Consider the following 17572-nt stretch of genomic DNA (forward strand, 5'->3'; position numbering starts at 1 on the left):
AATTCGGTAAATTTTAGTTTCACCGAATTCAGAAAGTTTTTGCTATTCCATAGGTACTTCAATCAGTAGTATTTTGCTATTCTCACTGAAAGAAACCTCGAAAGTTTCAGTTTCAGAAATGCCCATAGCATCTCTTTTATTTAGCTTCTCGCCATCGATGCTGGCCTCTCCTTCAATTAAAAAGACATAAACACCACTATTTTTCCCTTTTATAGTATAAGCAAAATTTGTGCCTTGTTCAAAATTTCCAAGGGATAGATATGCTTGTTGATGAATCCAAAGGGCATTTTCTTCATTATTTTCTTTAGGACCAACAACGGTTACCAGGATATTGGGAATTAATAATTCAGAAAAATTTTTCTGGTCATATCGCGGTTCCACATTTTCTTTTTCAGGAAAGATCCAGATTTGTAAAAGATTGAGTGTTTCTGAAGAATTGGGGTTAAATTCACTATGTTCTACTCCGGTTCCTGCACTCATTACCTGTACTTCCCCGGCATTGATTGTTGAAGCATTCCCCATGGAATCTTTATGAGCTATAGCGCCCTGTAGAGGGATGCTTATTATTTCCATATTCTGGTGAGGATGCGTTCCAAAACCCATTCCTCCTTTTACTAAATCATCGTTTAAAACCCGTAAAAGTCCAAAATGTACATTGTTGGGATTAAAATAATTAGCAAAGCTAAAAGAGTAGCGGGCATTAAGCCACCCAAAGTCTGCTTTTCCTCTTAAATCTGCTGGATAAATTGTATTTCTCATTTTTCTCTTTCTTTTATGTAAGCCAATAATTAAGTCTTATTTTTGATCATAAACTACCTTTTAAGGTAAGCCCTTGAGGCATTTATTAAAAAATTATATTTATTTCGGGGTATTCTGATCCCAGTAACTATGGGGAAGATCCCGGATTGGAGTATTTAATCTCGATTATTGAGTAAAATTACAATTTCTAAACCTTAAAAGCTGCCTTACTAACATGAGTGATAGCGCTAACAACTTGATTCACGTATACTTTATGCCGGGAATGGCAGCTAACCCATCTATTTTTGAGTTTATTCAACTACCCGAAGATCAATTTAAAATTCACTGGTTAACATGGCTTATTCCTACTTCAAACGAAAGTATGCAGGATTACTCCAAACGGTTGATTGAAAATATTCATCATGAAAATATAGTGTTGATAGGCGTGTCTTTTGGCGGAGTTATTGTACAGGAAATAGCAAAATACATTAAGGTTAGGCGATTGATCATTATTTCTAGTGTGAAGTGTAGGGATGAATTGCCTAAAAAGATGAAGTTTGCCAGTAAAACCGGAGTGTATAAAATACTTCCTATAGGTTTATTAGATTATATAGATCATTTAGAAAAGATTGCCGTAAACGATTATCTTAAAAAAAGAGCAAAATTATACCGTCAGTATTTGTCGGTTCGTGATAAATATTATCTTTCGTGGGCAATTCAGAATATGGTAAACTGGGATTGTAGTACCATAAACCCGGAGATTATTCATATTCATGGTGATAAGGATGTTGTTTTTCCTATTAAGTATATCAACGATGCGATAGTTATAAAAGGAGGAACCCATGTCATGATAATTAACCGGTTTAGGTGGTTTAATAACTACCTGCCCCAATTAATTCTGAAAGGAAAAGAAGCAGTAGAGAATAATCCGAAAATTATTAAAATATAACATGAAAATATTAAAAACAGGACTAATAGTAGTTGGAGCCGCAACAGTATTTTTTGCAATAACTGAGGCTGTTCAGAGTCCGGATATTCAGGAAGAGCATAAAGAAGCTTATCAGGAAACTTTTGATAAGAATGTGGCTAAGGTATATACCATAAAAGCATTAAGTATTCCAGAAAATATTGATTTTGCAGGAGAATCTGTGCCCTTAACAGATCCCGATATTCACGAACGCCTGGATCGTGAATTACTGGTAAATACCTACTGGCAATCTAATGCACTACTTTTAATGAAGCGTGCTAATAAATACTTCCCTGTTATAGAACCTATTTTGAAAGAAGAAGGAGTGCCTGATGATTTTAAGTATTTAGCGGTTATAGAAAGTGGGTTAACCCAGGCGGTAAGCCCGGCAAACGCAGTTGGGTTCTGGCAGTTATTAAAAGGAACAGGGCGGGATTTAGGTCTGGAAATTAACAGCAATGTAGATGAACGTTATCATATTGAAAAATCAACCAGAGCAGCATGCCAGTACCTGAAAGAATCTAAAAGAGATTTTGGAAGCTGGACCTTGGCTGCTGCGGCTTATAATGCTGGAAGGGCCGGAATTGCAAGGCAGCAGGAACGTCAAAAGGTGAAGGATTATTATGATTTATTACTGGGAGAAGAGACCGGTCGTTATGTATTTAGAATTCTGGCTTTAAAAGAGATTATGTCTAATCCATACGAATATGGATTTAAATTTGAGGAATCAGATCTTTACAAACACATTCCTACCAAAAAGGTAAAAGTAGATACTGCGGTAGATGACTTTCCGGATTTTGCTGCAAAATACGGCATTAACTATAAGATTTTAAAAATTCATAATCCATGGTTACGCGAAGCACACTTAAATAATGCTTCCGGGAAAGCCTATTATGTAGATATACCTGAAGAAGGGTATTACCAATAGTTCATCGATTTATCATTCTAATTATTATGATTTCAAAAATAAATTCCTCAATTACTCTAATTATTTTATTCATTATAAGTCCGGTTGGCTATATTTTTTCTCAAGAAGAAATAACCAGACAGGAATTGAAATATCATATTCAGTTTTTAGCAAATGATTCACTAAATGGCAGATTTCCTGGAACTGTAGAAAATAAAATGGTAGTAGATTACTTAAAAAATGATTTTACTGCTAACGGAATTTTTTATGACCTTCAGGAGTTTACAGCACGCTTAAAAGGTGATAATTCTGAAGTGAAAACCTGGAATGTCATAGGATTTATTGAAGGTGAAGATCCTAAATTGAAAAATGAAATTATTGTTTTAGGTGCTCATTATGATCATTTAGGAGTAAAAGAAGGATCAATTTACAATGGTGCAGATGATAATGCTAGCGGTACTGCCGCGTTATTAGAAATAGCAGAAAAGGTTAAAGCTAATCAAAAATTATTAAAAAGAAGCATCTTATTGATCGCTTTTGGGGCTGAAGAACAGGGCTTGCTAGGTAGTGCCTACTTTGTAGATCATCCAACGATACCTTTGGATAGTATTAAGTTGATGATAAATATGGACATGGTTGGGCATTTAAATGAAGAAAATCATGTTTATATGGGCGGCGCCGGTACTTTTCCCGGTGGCATGCAATTAATGGATAGTTTAGGTATACCTAATCAGGTTAAGCCAATAGTTCATGCAGGCTCTGTTGCAGGATCAGATCATGTTTCTTTTTATAATAAAGGGATATCTGTTTTGGGAATTCATACTGGGGGGCATGATCATTATCATAAGCCTACAGACGATATCGAAAATTTAAATCTGGACGGTGAAGTGAAGGTCTTAAATTATATCTATAGTGCTTTAATGGCAATTGCGACATCTAAACGGGAAATGAAATTTATACCTCAAGATTAAAAATAGGCGGTAATAGCGTGTGTTTTCATCTATGAATAGATTCATCATTCATCAAGTTCATGATAAAAAATTATTCTTTCTTATCTTTCCCAGAAGCAAGTTGTGATTTCATTACTTTGGTATCCTCAGAATTCATAAGATGGCTTGTGATGCCTTCATCAATCTGATTGAAATTTTTCTTTAAAGCATTTTCTATGGGAGTTCCATAAGCTACGGCAGTGTACCTGGTGATATCTTCAATTCTTTTATCTTTATTTATAAGAAAACAGGTGGGGAGCCCTAATGAATGCTTTAACTGTTTTACTACGTAAGGCGATTTGTTCTGTGTTTCGTCTACATAAACAATGTTTACCGTATTACTAAATTCTTTAGATACCTTTTTTACTTTATCCCGGGTATCCCAAAATAAAATAATGATCTGAATTTGATCTTTATATTTTTTTGCAATCTCGTTGATAGCGGGAATAGCTCCTTTTCCGGGAATACACCAGGAAGCATAAGTAATTAAATAAATTGATTTGTCGAAATCGTAAAGACAGACTTCTTTGCCTCTTAAGTTGTGAAACTTAAAGTTATTAATATACGATCCTGTTAGGTGGTTTGCCGTAATAGAATCAAATAAATGTTGCGCTTTTTTAAAATTCCTCTGCCGGTAGGCAAAATCGGCTTTCTCGTTATAATCGGCTAAATGTAGGGCTAAGGCTTCTGTAAAAAGTACTTTGTCTTTGATGCTATCAGTTTTCTTTTCCTGGGCAGAAATTGAAACGGCATTGAAGAACAAAAAAATCAATAGAATGCATAATAATTGCTTCATTGAAGTTTAGACGAATAGTTAGGTCTTTCAAAAATAATAAATACTTACTACAATGTGAAATAATATCGACCAATAACAAAATTACGGGTCGATAAGTAATAGGAAAATATTGTATGAAGTTATATTTTTTTCATTTGTTGCTTCATCATCCTTATCTGGTCTGTAAGCATACCATGTTTATCTAGCTTTTTAGCTTCGGCCAATAGGTTGGTAGCCTCACGTTTTCTTCTTTTGGTCATCGCAATGCCGGCCAGGTTTAGTTTGGCCATAGCAAGATCATGATCCATAGATAAGCCTAGTTTTATAGCTTTTTTAAAATGTTTCTCGGCCTGGGTCATGTTGGTTTGAGAAACCATTAAACCATGTAAATACCAGTAATATCCCTGTTGCTTTTTAGTAAGTGCAGCTTCTGGTTTTTTTATTTTATCTAACCATTTCTTAGCGCCTGGGAAATCCTGTTTCCGAAGTCTTAAAAAAGCTAAAAGAATAATCTCATTTTTAAAATATAAAAATACAAAGATACCTGCTAATAGGATAAGCATAATCCCATTTCCAATATACCCTTCGATAAATTGCCAAACGGCTGCAGCTAAAACTAATCCTGCTAATACTAACTTTATATTTTTATTGAACATAATGCATTGATTTTTGAGCCGCCAAAGGTAATAAAAAGATTTAAAAATAATTTAATTTTCTATTTGGAAGAGTTAAAAAGCTTTGTATATTTGCACGCAGTTTTAAAAAGAGCAACAAAAAAAGATTTCACAGAAGATTAAAGATACAGTAAAATGAAAAGAACGTTTCAACCATCTAAGAGAAAAAGAAAAAATAAGCACGGATTTAGAGAGCGTATGGCTAGTGTGAACGGTAGAAAAGTCCTTGCCAGAAGAAGAGCAAAAGGTAGAAAGAAATTATCTGTATCTTCTGAAAACAGACATAAACACTAATGATAGTTAGTGATTTAAAATATTAAAGGTGTTACTTTTTTAGTAACGCCTTTTTTTATATCTAATAGCTTCTTACATTTATACCACCACAACACAATTTAAAATGCCCAAAAACAACAATCTTAAAAGTATTTTGATTATTGGTTCTGGACCGATTGTGATCGGACAGGCCTGTGAATTTGATTATTCAGGAACACAGTCACTTAGATCTTTGCGTGAAGACGGTATAGAGACGATTCTTATCAACTCTAACCCGGCTACGATTATGACAGATCCTTCTATGGCAGATCATGTGTATCTTAAGCCGCTTACCACTAAATCTATTATAGAAATTCTTGAGGCTCATCCTAATATTGACGCCGTATTACCTACAATGGGAGGCCAAACGGCATTAAACCTGTGTATTGAAGCTGATGATAAGGGAATCTGGAAGGATTATGATGTAAAACTTATTGGTGTTGATATCGATGCCATTAATATTACAGAAGATAGAGAGCAGTTTAAACAGTTAATGGAGCGTATAGGTATTCCGGTAGCTCCTGCAAAAACAGTAACTTCTTATCTTCAGGGAAAAGAAGTTGCCCAGGAATTTGGTTTTCCGCTAGTGATCAGGGCTTCATTTACTTTAGGAGGTAGTGGAGCAGGTTTTGTTCATAAAGCTGAGGATTTTGACGAGATGCTTACTCGTGGTCTCGAAGCTTCTCCTATTCATGAAGTCCTTATCGATAAAGCACTTCTTGGTTGGAAAGAATACGAATTAGAATTGCTTCGAGATAAGAATGATAATGTTGTAATTATCTGTACTATCGAGAATATGGATCCTATGGGAATCCATACCGGAGATTCGATAACTGTTGCTCCTGCAATGACACTTAGTGATAGTGCGTTCCAGAGAATGCGTGATCTTGCTATAAAAATGATGCGCAGTATCGGGGATTTTGCCGGTGGATGTAATGTACAGTTTGCGGTAAGCCCGGATGAAAAAGAAGAAATTTACGCGATCGAAATTAACCCGCGTGTATCCAGATCTTCGGCATTGGCATCTAAAGCAACCGGGTATCCTATTGCAAAAATAGCTACTAAGTTGGCTCTAGGTTATACATTAGATGAACTAGATAACCAAATTACACAATCTACATCAGCTTTATTTGAGCCATCTTTAGATTATGTAATCGTAAAAATACCTCGATGGAACTTTGATAAGTTTGAAGGTTCAGACAGAACTTTAGGACTTCAAATGAAAGCGGTTGGTGAAGTTATGGGAATTGGTCGTTCTTTTCAGGAAGCTCTACATAAAGCAACGCAATCTCTAGAGATTAAGAGAAATGGCCTTGGAGCAGATGGTAAGGGATATACCAAGTATGATGAAATTATCGAGAAACTTACTTATGCCAGCTGGGATAGGGTATTTGTAATTTATGATGCCATTCAGGCAGGAATTCCGTTAAGCCGAATTCATGAAATTACTAAAATCGATATGTGGTTCCTTAAGCAGTATGAGGAACTTTATATGCTGGAAAAAGAAATTAGTACTTACGATATCAATTCTCTTCCAAAAGATTTGATGCTGGAAGCCAAACAAAAAGGTTTTGCAGACAGGCAAATTGCTTATATGGTAAAATGCCTTGAAAGTGAAGTTTATAATAAGCGCAGTGAGTTAGATATAAACCGTGTATATAAACTTGTAGATACCTGTGCAGCAGAGTTTAAGGCAGAGACGCCTTATTATTACTCTACTTTTGAAGCAGCTATAGAAACTGCAGATGGTAAGAAATATACCGCAAACGAGAGTGTGGTTACCGATCGTAAAAAGATTGTGGTATTAGGATCTGGGCCAAACAGAATAGGGCAGGGAATCGAGTTTGATTACAGTTGTGTACATGGAGTTTTGGCCGCAGCGGAATGTGGTTACGAAACCATTATGATTAACTGTAACCCAGAAACGGTTTCTACAGATTTCGACGTAGCAGATAAACTTTATTTCGAGCCGGTATTCTGGGAACATATTTACGATATCATTAGGCATGAAAAGCCGGAAGGAGTAATTGTTCAGCTTGGAGGGCAAACCGCTCTAAAACTTGCTGAAAAATTAGAGCGTTACGGCATTAAGATTATAGGTACCAGCTTTGAAGCGCTGGATCTTGCTGAAGATCGCGGTAGCTTCTCGACATTACTTCAGAAAAATGATATTCCTTATCCTGAATTCGGAACTGCAGAGAACGCTGAAGAGGCGCTAAAATTAGCAGATCAGTTAGATTTCCCAATTTTGGTTCGTCCTTCTTATGTTCTTGGTGGGCAGGGAATGAAAATCGTAATTAATAAGCAGGAGTTAGAAGAAACCGTAGTAGATCTTCTACGCAAGATTCCAAATAACAAATTATTACTGGATCATTATTTAGACGGAGCTATTGAAGCTGAAGCTGATGCGATTTGCGATGGCGAAGATGTGTATATTATTGGTATCATGGAGCATATTGAGCCTTGTGGTATTCACTCTGGAGATTCGAATGCACTGCTTCCTCCTTTTACTTTGGGAGATTTGGTACTACAACAGATAAAAGATCACACCAGAAAAATTGCTCTTGCTTTAAACACTGTTGGATTAATCAATATCCAGTTTGCGATAAAAGAGGATAAGGTCTACATTATTGAAGCAAACCCAAGAGCATCCAGAACGGTACCGTTTATAGCTAAAGCTTATAAAGAGCCTTATGTAAACTATGCTACCAAAGTGATGTTAGGCGATAAAAAGATTAAAGATTTTACCTTTAACCCGCAGTTGGATGGTTATGCGATAAAACAACCGGTATTCTCTTTTGAAAAATTCCATAAAGTAAATAAACAATTGGGACCAGAGATGAAGAGTACAGGTGAAAGTATCTTATTTATCAAAGACCTTAAAGATGATGATTTCTACAATCTCTATACACGTAGAAAAATGTATTTAAGCAAATAAAATAGCGTAATTACTATTAATAAGAGATCCTCTGTAGATTTTAGGCATTTGTTAAGCTGAATTTTACAGAGGATTTTTTATTTTAAATAGCTAACCAACGTCATAACTTAGCATTTCGAAATTCAATTAAATCTGAATCAATTTTATAAAGAATGAAAGAGCTTTTTTTAGTAATAGGTGGTATTTACGGATGTCTAGCAGTGATCTTTGGTGCTTTTGGCGCACATGCCTTAAAAAAGAAATTATCTGAAGAGCAACAAAAAAGTTTTGAAACCGGTGTAAGATACCAAATGTACCATGCTTTGATTCTTATAATGGCCGCTATCGCATTTCCTTTTCGGGAAGTTTCTCAGGAAATTACCGGCTGGTGTTTCGTAATTGGGGTACTGTTATTTTCCTTTAGTATTTATGGTTTGGTATTAAGTGATGCACAAGGAAAGAAAATGCGCTTTTTAGGGCCTGTAACTCCGCTAGGCGGACTTACACTGGTGATTGGATGGGTTTTATTTATAATTAATATTGCTAAAATTGCTACTTATTTAAATCCTGCCCAATAAATGGAATTGCTTAATTAACACCACAATTGGTTCGGGTTAAGGCGAAATCTTCATTGAATTTGTAAGCGGTACTATCCTGCCCAGAGGCGTAACCTTCTATTAATTGATTACCTTTTTGAAGGAACATAATGGGCCGAACTGAATTTTTTCCTTCGCTCATAAATTCATAATCTGCAAAAAGGGTGTCTCCCTTCATAATTCCTGAAATTTCCCCTCGGTTTACATCTTTTTGATAGAGCATATAAACAAGACTTCCGGAAACATTCTTATTTAATTTTTCAATATTAAGACTAATGGTATCGGTTTCTGAAGCATATAAATAGCACATTTTTACCGGAATTTCTTCTTCATCTTCTGGCTGTTGCGATTGCACGACAGATTCACTTTTTTTAGCCTCCTGATTTTCGTTGTTTTTGCAGGAAATCATTAAAATTCCACCTAAGCTCAGGATAAGTAGTCCGGTTTTCATGTCTTAATTTTTTATAAAGGTAAAAGGTCTTTCTATAAACGCCAATGGCTTAACAAAATTTTATTGGCCGCCGCAACAGGTGTATTATCTATGTCTCAATCATTATCAGGAAGCATTGAAATTTTAAAAATATGGTTAGGTTTATACCAAATTGTTCTGCCTTTAGCTTCTTGAATCAAAATTATATTTTTGCCATCTCCGGCTTTCTTTTTCTATATTTTTCTGCGAAGTAAGCAATCAAAATAAGTTGAGAAGAGTGAAAAAGCATAATAGGGAGTAATAATAAGCCTGTATTTGCAGAATTACCGAAGATTACATTTACCATAACCGAGCCGTGAACCAGGGATTTTTTGGTACCGCAAAACTGGGCAGTAATTTTATCTTCTAAAGTTAGCTTGAGCAGGTTACTAGCAAGTGCTGTGAGGTAATACACCACAAAAAACAACACTAAAACACCTACTATCAACAATAAGAATCCGCTTAGATCGATAGCATCAAATAAGTTAGAAGTAAAGGAATTGCTAAAACTGCTATACACGATAATCAGGATAATTCCTTTATCAAAAAGGGCAAGCTGTTTACTATGTTTTCTGGCCCAATTTCCAAAAATTCGCTGCAGGATGAGGCCCACAATCAAAGGCGCCAAGATTTGCCAGCCTAATTTTAATAAGACATCTAAAAACTGAAAATCGGCGCTTTTTCCCAAAATGATACTCAGCCAAATAGGAGTTGCAAAAATACCTATAAGTCCCGATAAACTGGCATTAAAAATAGCGGCAGGTAAATTTCCCTTGGCTAAAGCTACCATTACAATCGAGGAGCTTACGGTAGAAGGAAGTGTGGCTAAAAAGAAAATAGCCGTCCATAATTCAGAGTCTTTTCCTTGCTCGAACAAAGGTAAATAGGCGAGTGCTAAGAGCGGAAAAACTATAAACGTGGTGAGTTGTACAATTAGGTGTACTTTGTAGTTTAAAAGCCCCTGTTTAATTTCCTGTGGTGCCAATTTTAATCCATAGAAAAAGAATATAAAACCTATTCCAATATCGGTGATAGTTTTTAAAGGCAATATTTCATTTCCTTGCGGAAGCAGGTACGCTAATAAAATAACACCAAAAAGCGAAACGATAAAACCGTTAAACTTCACAACTATCGGTCTATTTTTACCTTATAATCTTCCAGCATGTGCAGGTAATTTTCGGATACAAAATCGGTTTCCTTAAATTCGTTAACCCTTTTGCTCTTCATTTTATTCCTCTTTATACTTTTGGTAAATCTTCTAATATCATGATCATTATCTAAAATAAGGCCGGGAACACTAATAGATTTTCCTTCTTTATCTTTAGCCACCATGGTAAAGTAAGACGAATTACAATGCTTTTTTTCACCGGTCTGTATATTTTCGGATTCTACGCGTATACCAATAACCATAGAACTTCTACCTACGTAATTCACCGATGCTTTCATGGTTAAAAGTTCTCCAACTTCTATAGGAGCAAGAAAATCTACAGTGTCTACGCTAGCCGTTACGCAATAGGTGCCAGAATGTTTGGAGGCACAGGCAAAAGCTATTTGGTCTAGCAGTGACAAAACATAACCACCGTGAATTTTGCCGTTAAAATTTGCTCGATTAGGTAACATTAATTCTGAAATGGTTACCTGTGAGTCTTCTACTCGTTTAAATTCTTTTGAATTGGTCATCTATCTCTAAAATGTGGGGATTGTGCTTCTTCTACTCTGGTGACAAAATATTTGGTGTCACCCCAAAAAACAAAGGTTGCATAGCGTTCTACATAATAAAGTTTTACATAGTTACCTTCGTTTTTCTGTAACGCCTTTACAACGTCTTTATCTTCTTTTAATACGGAAAAGCTAAAAATCTGCGCACCGCTAATTCCCTGGCTAATTTCGCCTTCCCAGGTTTTAAAAACAACACCTTTTTTACTGAATTTTATAAGTTCACCGGTTCTAGTGCCTTCACTATAGGTTGCAAAATAGGCAAATGCAAAATACAGCAAAAACAACAGGAAAATACCGCCAAGAATGTAGTAAAGGACTTTTTTCATTCTAAATATTCTTATACACAAGGTTTAAAAAATCTTCGATTTTCGAAGGTTCCAACCATCTGGTTACAATAACGAGATTTTCTTTTTGATCTACAACGATAAAATTACCACCAAATCCTGCAGCATAAAAAATATGAGCGCCAATTTTTTCCCATTTTTGAGATTTTTCAGGGTTTAACCACCACATATAGCCATAATTTGGATTAGGTTTGGAAGGTTGTATGGCTTCTTTTATAATTTTAGAAGAAATAAGTGATTTGCCATTCCAGCTCCCGTTATTCATAAATAACAAACCAAATCGAGCCATATCTTCAGTATTAATAAACATCCCGCCACCTGAATGTCCACCACCACTAACAGATTGCATCTGGAGCCCGTCAATAGTTACCCAGGAATTATCGTAACCATACCAGCGCCAGGTTGTAGAAGCGCCAATAGGATCCATTATTTTAGATTTTAGTATTTTGGGCAAAGGTTGTCTAAAAACATTTAAGAGGGAGTAAGCCAATACGTTTACACGAACATCATTGTATTTAAAATATGATCCTGGCTCGTGTAATTCTCTGGATCGCCAGCTATCAATATTCCCATCGCTAGGAGGCCTGTCGGCCCAATCATAAGAATCCCAAAGTTCACCACTCCAATCCGAATTTTGTTGCAATAAATTTTTCCAGGTAATTTTAGCATTATGCTCTCCGTCAAAAGTACCGTCCCAAACATAATCTTTCACTGGATCTTCAGGAGCAATCAAAGTACTATCAATAGCCAGTAGGGCAGTGGCTGCTAAAAAGCTTTTAGTAACGCTAAAGGTCATATCTACTTTTTTGGTATCTCCCCATTTAGAAATAATATAGCCATTTTTTAAAATAATTCCGGCAGGTCCGCCACGACGTCTTACCGGTCCTAAAAGTTGATGAAAAGGTTCCTGCATAAATCCCTTTAAAATCGCCTGTCGCAGATCACGGGATTCGCTATACTCGTGATCTTTAGCAAATTGTATGGCTTCAGTAAAGTCATAACTATATGCTGAAGCTTCTTTTTCCTGCCATGTTCCAAATTCTGGAAAATAGATACTCTGCGCGTTTAAAGAGTACAACATTAAAGTGAAACTCAGAATGGCATAAATTTGAAATAACTTTATCATGGATTTAAATTAGAAAGATCGTTAGATGATTTCTTTACAAGATTCGTATCAATTTGTTTACTGGCTTTAGCACCCAATCTTTTTAGTTTTTCTACCCGGGAAATCAAATTCCCTTTGCCGGTTAGTTTTTTCATGGCACCATCATAACTATTTTGAACAGTGCTAAGTTGTTTACCTACTTTTAAAAGTTCATCGGTAAGATTGGTGAATTGGTCATATAACTTTCCCGCCTGTGTAGCAATCTCGATAGCATTTTCCTTTTGCTTTTCGTTTTGCCACATACTATCGATAGTCCTAAGTACCGCTAAAAGCGTTGTGGGGGTTACTAAAATGATATTTTTATCGAAAGCCTCACTGTATAAATTGGGATAATTATTCGATGCAATGGCAAAAGCAGCTTCAATAGGAATAAAAAGTAACACAAAATCCGGACTTTCTACACCGTATAATTGATGGTAGTTTTTATGGCTGAGTTCGTTGATACGGTTTCTAAGTGCAATAAGGTGGTTTTTAAGATGTGTAGGTTTTTCATCTTCATCAGTCGCGTTTACATAACGTTCATAAGCATTTAAAGAAACTTTAGAATCTATAATCATTTTCTTATCACCGGGAAGATTAATGATTACATCGGGTAAAACGCGTTTTCCATCGTCATTAGTAAACGATTGTTGTACGCTATATTCACGATCTTTTTGCAAGCCGCTTTTTTCCAATACTCTTTCTAAAACCATCTCTCCCCAGTTACCTTGCATTTTGGCGTCTCCCTTTAAAGCTTTGGTAAGATTATTGGCTTCTTTACTCATTTGTAAGTTCAGGTCTTTTAAACCAATAATCTGTTCCCTAAGCATCGCATGCCTATTGATACTTTCCTTTTGACCCTCTTCGATTTTCTTTTCAAATAGCTGAATTTTTTCCTGTAGAGGAAAGAGGATGTTTTGAATATTTTCTTTGTTTAAATTGGTGAATTTTTCGGACTTATTTTCGAGGATTTTATTGGCTAAATTTTCAAACTGAATACTGAATTTTTCCTGTAGCTTTTCGAGCTCTTTTTTCTGTTCGCTTTGGCGTGCTAAAAGATGTTCGTAATCGGCATTTTTTCGGGTAAGTTCGTTATATAAGAAATCTTTTTCCTTACGTAGGCCCTCACGTTCGGTTTTTACCTCTGCTAATTTTATTAGCAGCTCATCTTTAGTAGTTTGGATGCTATTTTTGTATTCATTTAAATTTTTGTTTTCCAGATCATTAAGTTTTTCTATCTCAAGTAAAAGTTGACTATTTTTCTCTTCCTGAATCGCTATTTTATTATTGGATTTTAATCCTGAAATAAGATTTCCAAGAAGAAATCCTACGGCCAAAGCAATAATGAAAACAACTAAAAACGGCAAAATTTGATCCATGTAACAAGTGGGTTTATTTCAAATATAACTATAACTTTTTTAATACTTAAAATCAGTAAAAAATAGTGGTTTTTTTTACTAAAATAAGGTTGCGTTTTTTGCGTAATTTTTGCTACAAATATAGCCAGGAAATTCGCTCTTTAAATATTTAAAAATGACAAAAAATAGATGTCATCCCTGAAGTTGATACAGGGTTTTATCCTCAAGTTTTTTCTTAAGATTTTAGATTAAATCTGTCTGAGTTCTGAGATGAAAAATAGTGTAATTTGACCTTTGAGTTTTGATAAAAAAGACTGTATTTTCATTAAATTTTAGTCTTCATTCTTAATGCGGAAAGCTCTGGAAATTTTATCAAAATGAATTAGATCTTTTGGAAATAAATCTTGAAAAGCTCTGGTAGAAATTAAATTTTCGGGAGTATTAATTTGACATTTATCAGGCTGCATTAAAATTATTTTATCACAAATTTGGATGGCCAGATTAATCTCATGAGACGCAAAAATGATTGTTTTCTGTGTTTGTTTTGCAAGTTTCTTCAGTAGCTTTACCACATAGGCTTTGTGGTACATATCTAGATGTGTTGTAGGTTCGTCCAGAATGATGATAGGTGTATCCTGGGCAATGGCTCTAGCAATTAAAACGCGTTGCAACTGGCCGTCGCTGAGTTCATAACATTTACGATCTTTTAGTGACTCAATCGAAGTAAGTGCAATAGCATTTTCGATTTTTTCAGCATCATTTTTAGAAAGTTTTCCAAGCCAGTTGGTATAAGGTTGCCGGCCCAGTGCGATCAATTCAAAAACACTAAGGTTCTTAGAAATTGGCTGATTGGTAAGTACTAAGCTAATTCGTGCTGCACGTTGTAAATCACTTAGCTCTTGCAGATTTTTGTTTTCAATTTCAATGCTACCCGAAATAGGTTTCTGAATACCGGAGATGCTACGTAGTAGCGTGGATTTACCGATACCATTTATACCAATTACCGCAATTAATTCTGAAGCTTGTACTTCAATATTGATCTTCTCAGCAATAGATTTTATGCCATTTTTATCCTGGTAGCCAATCTCAAGATTGGATGTTTTTAAGGTGATATGTAGAGGATTTGATTTCATCTAAAACAGGAATTTTTGTTTTCTAATGAGTAACCAAATCACTACGGGCGCACCAATTATAGATGTTATTGCATTTATAGGTAAGGTAAACTCCATTCCCGGTAATTGAGACACAATATCACAGATAAGCATTAAAATCGCCCCGCCTAAAATTACAGCAGGCATTAAAATAAGGTGGTTGTTCACCGGTAGCACCTGCCGAATTAAATGTGGCACCGCCAGGCCTATAAAAGCGATTGGCCCGCAAAATGCGGTAATACTGCCGGCAAGTAAGCTTGTAGCGAGTATGATAAGCATTCGGTTTCTGCGAATATTAACCCCCAGACTTCTGGCATATGCTTCGCCAAGTAATAAACTGTTTAGGTTTTTAATGCAGAAAATCGCCAAACTAATGCCCAGGAACCAGAAAATGGTAAGGATACCCACTTCTTCCCAGGATAGGTCGCCAAGACTACCAAATGACCAGAAAATATATTGCTGTAGTTGCGCTGCCGGGCTAAAGTAACTTAATATGCTTACCACTGCTCCCGTTAAACTGGCAAACATTAAACCCACAATCAAAATGGCCATAGTATCCCGTAATCGTACAGAAGCTAAAACAACAGCAAAAAGCACCATTAAACTCCCTAAACTAGAGGCGATCACTAAAGTCCATTTAGAGAGAGCCAAAGCAACAAAGCTTCCTCCAATTAAAGTGGCTCCCATAATTACGATGGCAACTCCTAAACTTGCTCCACTGCTTAAACCTAAAACATAAGGCCCCGCAAGAGGATTTCTAAACATGGTTTGCATTAACAATCCGCTAATGGCGAGTCCGGAGCCGGCGATTATTGCTGTAAATGCCTTAGGAAGTCGATAATCTAAAATGATATAGCGGTAGGTTTCTTTAGAAACTTCAGCATTCATAAAAGAGGAAAAGATATCGTTGAAAGGGATATTTACCGATCCCAGACTGATATTAAGCAGTGTTAGGGCAATCAGCATAAGACTCAAAATCGCCAATATCGAGACATGTTTTCCTGCTTGTTGCATTAATCGTTTAAGGCTTTGTAAAATGTAGGTTGATAATTTTCCAAAAGCTGTGGATGGAATATAGAAATGAGATCTTTAAGAATAAGATCCGGACGGTTGGGACCCAATTCGTAAAAAATCACGCCACCGGTTTCCCCTTTGCTCATACTTACCGAAAATACTTTTTTATCCTGAACTGCTTTAAACTGTGAATAATGTTGCGATTGCTCCAGCATTCCGCTATACGATGTAAACTGCCCCGCACTTATCCAAAAATCAGCATCTTGTGCTTTATCCAAAACCGACTCAAACGATAGGGAAAGACTACCCGAGCCTTTGGTGTCTGCCCAAAGATATTCCGCATTAGCATCTTTTATCATTTGTGCCTGCCAACTATTACCATAAGGAAGATACCATTGATCTTTGTACATAGCACCGCTAAGCACTTTAGGTTTATTTTCAGCAGTTTCGGCCAGTTTTTTAGCCGATTGATAATTAGATTCAATACGTTGAAAAATCGAATCTGCTGCTTTAGATTTGTCGTAAAGCGCCCCAAAAAATTTAATCCATTCAGCCTTTCCCAATGCCGAGGATTCTGTCCATTCTCCATTGTAAACAACAGGGATTCCTGTTTTTTGAATGGTGCTAAAACTTTTATTATCAGCGTTAATAGCAAATCCTATTACAACATCTGGTTGAAGATCGATTAAAACTTCGGTATTTAAGCTTTCGTTTTTACCAACCTCTTTTATGGCTCCGGAATCGATTAAATTTCTTGTTTGTTCTGAAGAAATATAATCCAGTCCCGGGAAACCTTTTAAGGTACTGGTTTCGTTTAAAGCTTCCAAAGCCGGAATATGGGTAGTAGAAGTCACCACCATTTTTTGAACCGGAATCGTCACTTTTTGATCATAAGTTACATTTTTAGGAATTTTTGCCTCCTTTTTAGCCAGCAGATATTTAAAAGACTTTTCAGCTTCCGGCCATGGAGAATTTACTTCGATGATGCTGTAATCCTTAAATTCAGTTATAGAAAAACCATTAGCATATTCGATAGCAATTTCCTTTCCTTCTGGATTTTCAGCTAAAGTTTTTGACTTTTCCGCTTCTTTGCAGGCAAGACTTAAAAGGAAAATAAAAAGAATTCCGATTTTTTTCACAAGAATATAATTTGACTTCAAAAGTAATATTATTTAGAAATTAAGTCGCTTTCCTACAAGAAATGATTATTTTCGCATCGAAATTTTGGTTCGCTAATACCGATTAAAAGGGAATCAGGAAAAGTTAGAAGCGCTAAATTAGAACTACGAAGTATAAGTAGGTAATTGAAATCTTTTAATTAATAAAACCTGAGCTGTTCCCGCAACTGTAAGCTTTGTTCCTATTGGAATGCTTGTAAAAAACTTCAAATACCACTGTCTGCAATAAGATGGGAAGGTAATTTACAGGACGCTAGCCAGGAGACCTGCCAGAAATAATAAAAACACGGATTGACTTTCGGGATAAAAGTCGCTGGCAC

General features: G+C 35.9%; 18 protein-coding genes and 1 riboswitch. Of the genes, 6 read left to right on the plus strand and 12 right to left on the minus strand.

Features of this window, described 5'->3' with window-relative positions; all coding sequences use genetic code 11:
- Positions 1 to 42 precede the first annotated feature (42 nt).
- The gene (locus tag AC13DP_RS12425; protein WP_347407557.1) at positions 43 to 759 is read right to left on the minus strand and encodes a pirin family protein; all 717 of its coding nucleotides are present in this window, start codon (positions 757 to 759) and stop codon (positions 43 to 45) included.
- A gap of 214 nt (positions 760 to 973) precedes the next feature.
- On the opposite strand from AC13DP_RS12425, the gene AC13DP_RS12430 reads away from it, so the two are divergent.
- From AC13DP_RS12430 to AC13DP_RS12440, 3 genes are read left to right on the plus strand one after another with little or no spacing between them, the layout of a single operon-like run.
- On the plus strand, positions 974 to 1687 hold the full coding sequence (locus AC13DP_RS12430; protein ID WP_148211699.1) for an alpha/beta fold hydrolase: 714 nt from the start codon (positions 974 to 976) through the stop codon (positions 1685 to 1687).
- Between the two features lies 1 nt (position 1688).
- Positions 1689 to 2633: a lytic transglycosylase domain-containing protein gene (locus tag AC13DP_RS12435; RefSeq protein ID WP_272957237.1), complete on the plus strand. Its 945-nt coding sequence runs from the start codon at positions 1689 to 1691 to the stop codon at positions 2631 to 2633.
- A gap of 26 nt (positions 2634 to 2659) precedes the next feature.
- On the plus strand, positions 2660 to 3583 hold the full coding sequence (locus tag AC13DP_RS12440) for a M28 family metallopeptidase (protein ID WP_272959085.1): 924 nt from the start codon (positions 2660 to 2662) through the stop codon (positions 3581 to 3583).
- Between the two features lie 70 nt (positions 3584 to 3653).
- Here AC13DP_RS12440 and AC13DP_RS12445 read toward each other — a convergent pair whose 3' ends face one another.
- Together AC13DP_RS12445 and AC13DP_RS12450 are read right to left on the minus strand one after the other, a co-directional pair.
- Positions 3654 to 4397, minus strand: coding sequence for a TlpA family protein disulfide reductase (locus AC13DP_RS12445; RefSeq protein WP_339811605.1), 744 nt, complete (start codon positions 4395 to 4397; stop codon positions 3654 to 3656).
- A 119-nt stretch (positions 4398 to 4516) separates the two neighbouring features.
- Positions 4517 to 5032 carry a DUF2892 domain-containing protein gene (locus tag AC13DP_RS12450; protein WP_228250148.1) on the minus strand — a complete coding sequence of 172 codons (516 nt, stop codon included), beginning with the start codon at positions 5030 to 5032 and terminating at the stop codon, positions 4517 to 4519.
- 153 nt (positions 5033 to 5185) lie between these two features.
- Here AC13DP_RS12450 and rpmH point away from each other — a divergent pair, with 153 nt between their 5' ends.
- The 3 genes from rpmH (at position 5186) to AC13DP_RS12465 (ending at position 8857) form a co-directional block, all read left to right on the plus strand.
- Positions 5186 to 5344, plus strand: coding sequence for a 50S ribosomal protein L34 (rpmH, locus tag AC13DP_RS12455; RefSeq protein WP_013071475.1), 159 nt, complete (start codon positions 5186 to 5188; stop codon positions 5342 to 5344).
- A gap of 103 nt (positions 5345 to 5447) precedes the next feature.
- Entirely contained in the window at positions 5448 to 8300 is a 2853-nt protein-coding gene (gene carB / locus AC13DP_RS12460) for a carbamoyl-phosphate synthase large subunit (RefSeq protein ID WP_013071476.1), read from the plus strand.
- A 152-nt stretch (positions 8301 to 8452) separates the two neighbouring features.
- On the plus strand, positions 8453 to 8857 hold the full coding sequence (locus AC13DP_RS12465) for a DUF423 domain-containing protein (RefSeq protein ID WP_347407556.1): 405 nt from the start codon (positions 8453 to 8455) through the stop codon (positions 8855 to 8857).
- A gap of 10 nt (positions 8858 to 8867) precedes the next feature.
- On the opposite strand, the gene AC13DP_RS12470 is transcribed toward AC13DP_RS12465, so the two are convergent.
- The 9 genes from AC13DP_RS12470 to AC13DP_RS12510 form a co-directional block, all read right to left on the minus strand.
- Positions 8868 to 9326, minus strand: a complete 459-nt coding sequence (locus AC13DP_RS12470; protein ID WP_347407555.1) for a hypothetical protein — start codon at positions 9324 to 9326, stop codon at positions 8868 to 8870.
- Between the two features lie 181 nt (positions 9327 to 9507).
- Positions 9508 to 10470 carry a bile acid:sodium symporter family protein gene (locus AC13DP_RS12475; RefSeq protein ID WP_272957240.1) on the minus strand — a complete coding sequence of 321 codons (963 nt, stop codon included), beginning with the start codon at positions 10468 to 10470 and terminating at the stop codon, positions 9508 to 9510.
- Positions 10471 to 10472: 2 nt separating this feature from the next.
- Positions 10473 to 11024 carry an acyl-CoA thioesterase gene (locus AC13DP_RS12480; RefSeq protein WP_228250150.1) on the minus strand — a complete coding sequence of 184 codons (552 nt, stop codon included), beginning with the start codon at positions 11022 to 11024 and terminating at the stop codon, positions 10473 to 10475.
- Positions 11021 to 11389: a hypothetical protein gene (locus tag AC13DP_RS12485; protein WP_013071482.1), complete on the minus strand. Its 369-nt coding sequence runs from the start codon at positions 11387 to 11389 to the stop codon at positions 11021 to 11023. The genes AC13DP_RS12480 and AC13DP_RS12485 overlap by 4 nt, the downstream gene beginning before the upstream one ends.
- Position 11390: 1 nt before the next feature.
- Entirely contained in the window at positions 11391 to 12533 is a 1143-nt protein-coding gene (locus AC13DP_RS12490; RefSeq protein WP_483067890.1) for a serine hydrolase domain-containing protein, read from the minus strand.
- Positions 12530 to 13930, minus strand: a complete 1401-nt coding sequence (locus tag AC13DP_RS12495; protein ID WP_347407553.1) for a DNA recombination protein RmuC — start codon at positions 13928 to 13930, stop codon at positions 12530 to 12532. The genes AC13DP_RS12490 and AC13DP_RS12495 overlap by 4 nt, the downstream gene beginning before the upstream one ends.
- A 311-nt stretch (positions 13931 to 14241) precedes the next feature.
- On the minus strand, positions 14242 to 15042 hold the full coding sequence (locus tag AC13DP_RS12500) for an ABC transporter ATP-binding protein (protein WP_228250153.1): 801 nt from the start codon (positions 15040 to 15042) through the stop codon (positions 14242 to 14244).
- The gene (locus AC13DP_RS12505; protein ID WP_272957244.1) at positions 15043 to 16074 is read right to left on the minus strand and encodes an iron ABC transporter permease; all 1032 of its coding nucleotides are present in this window, start codon (positions 16072 to 16074) and stop codon (positions 15043 to 15045) included.
- Positions 16074 to 17213 (minus strand): ABC transporter substrate-binding protein, encoded by a 1140-nt coding sequence (locus AC13DP_RS12510; protein WP_347407552.1) that lies wholly within the window; start codon positions 17211 to 17213, stop codon positions 16074 to 16076. The genes AC13DP_RS12505 and AC13DP_RS12510 overlap by 1 nt, the downstream gene beginning before the upstream one ends.
- A 69-nt stretch (positions 17214 to 17282) precedes the next feature.
- Positions 17283 to 17540, plus strand: a riboswitch (cobalamin riboswitch).
- Positions 17541 to 17572 lie beyond the last annotated feature (32 nt).

The sequence above is a fragment of the Zunongwangia sp. L-65 genome, assembly GCF_056859415.1.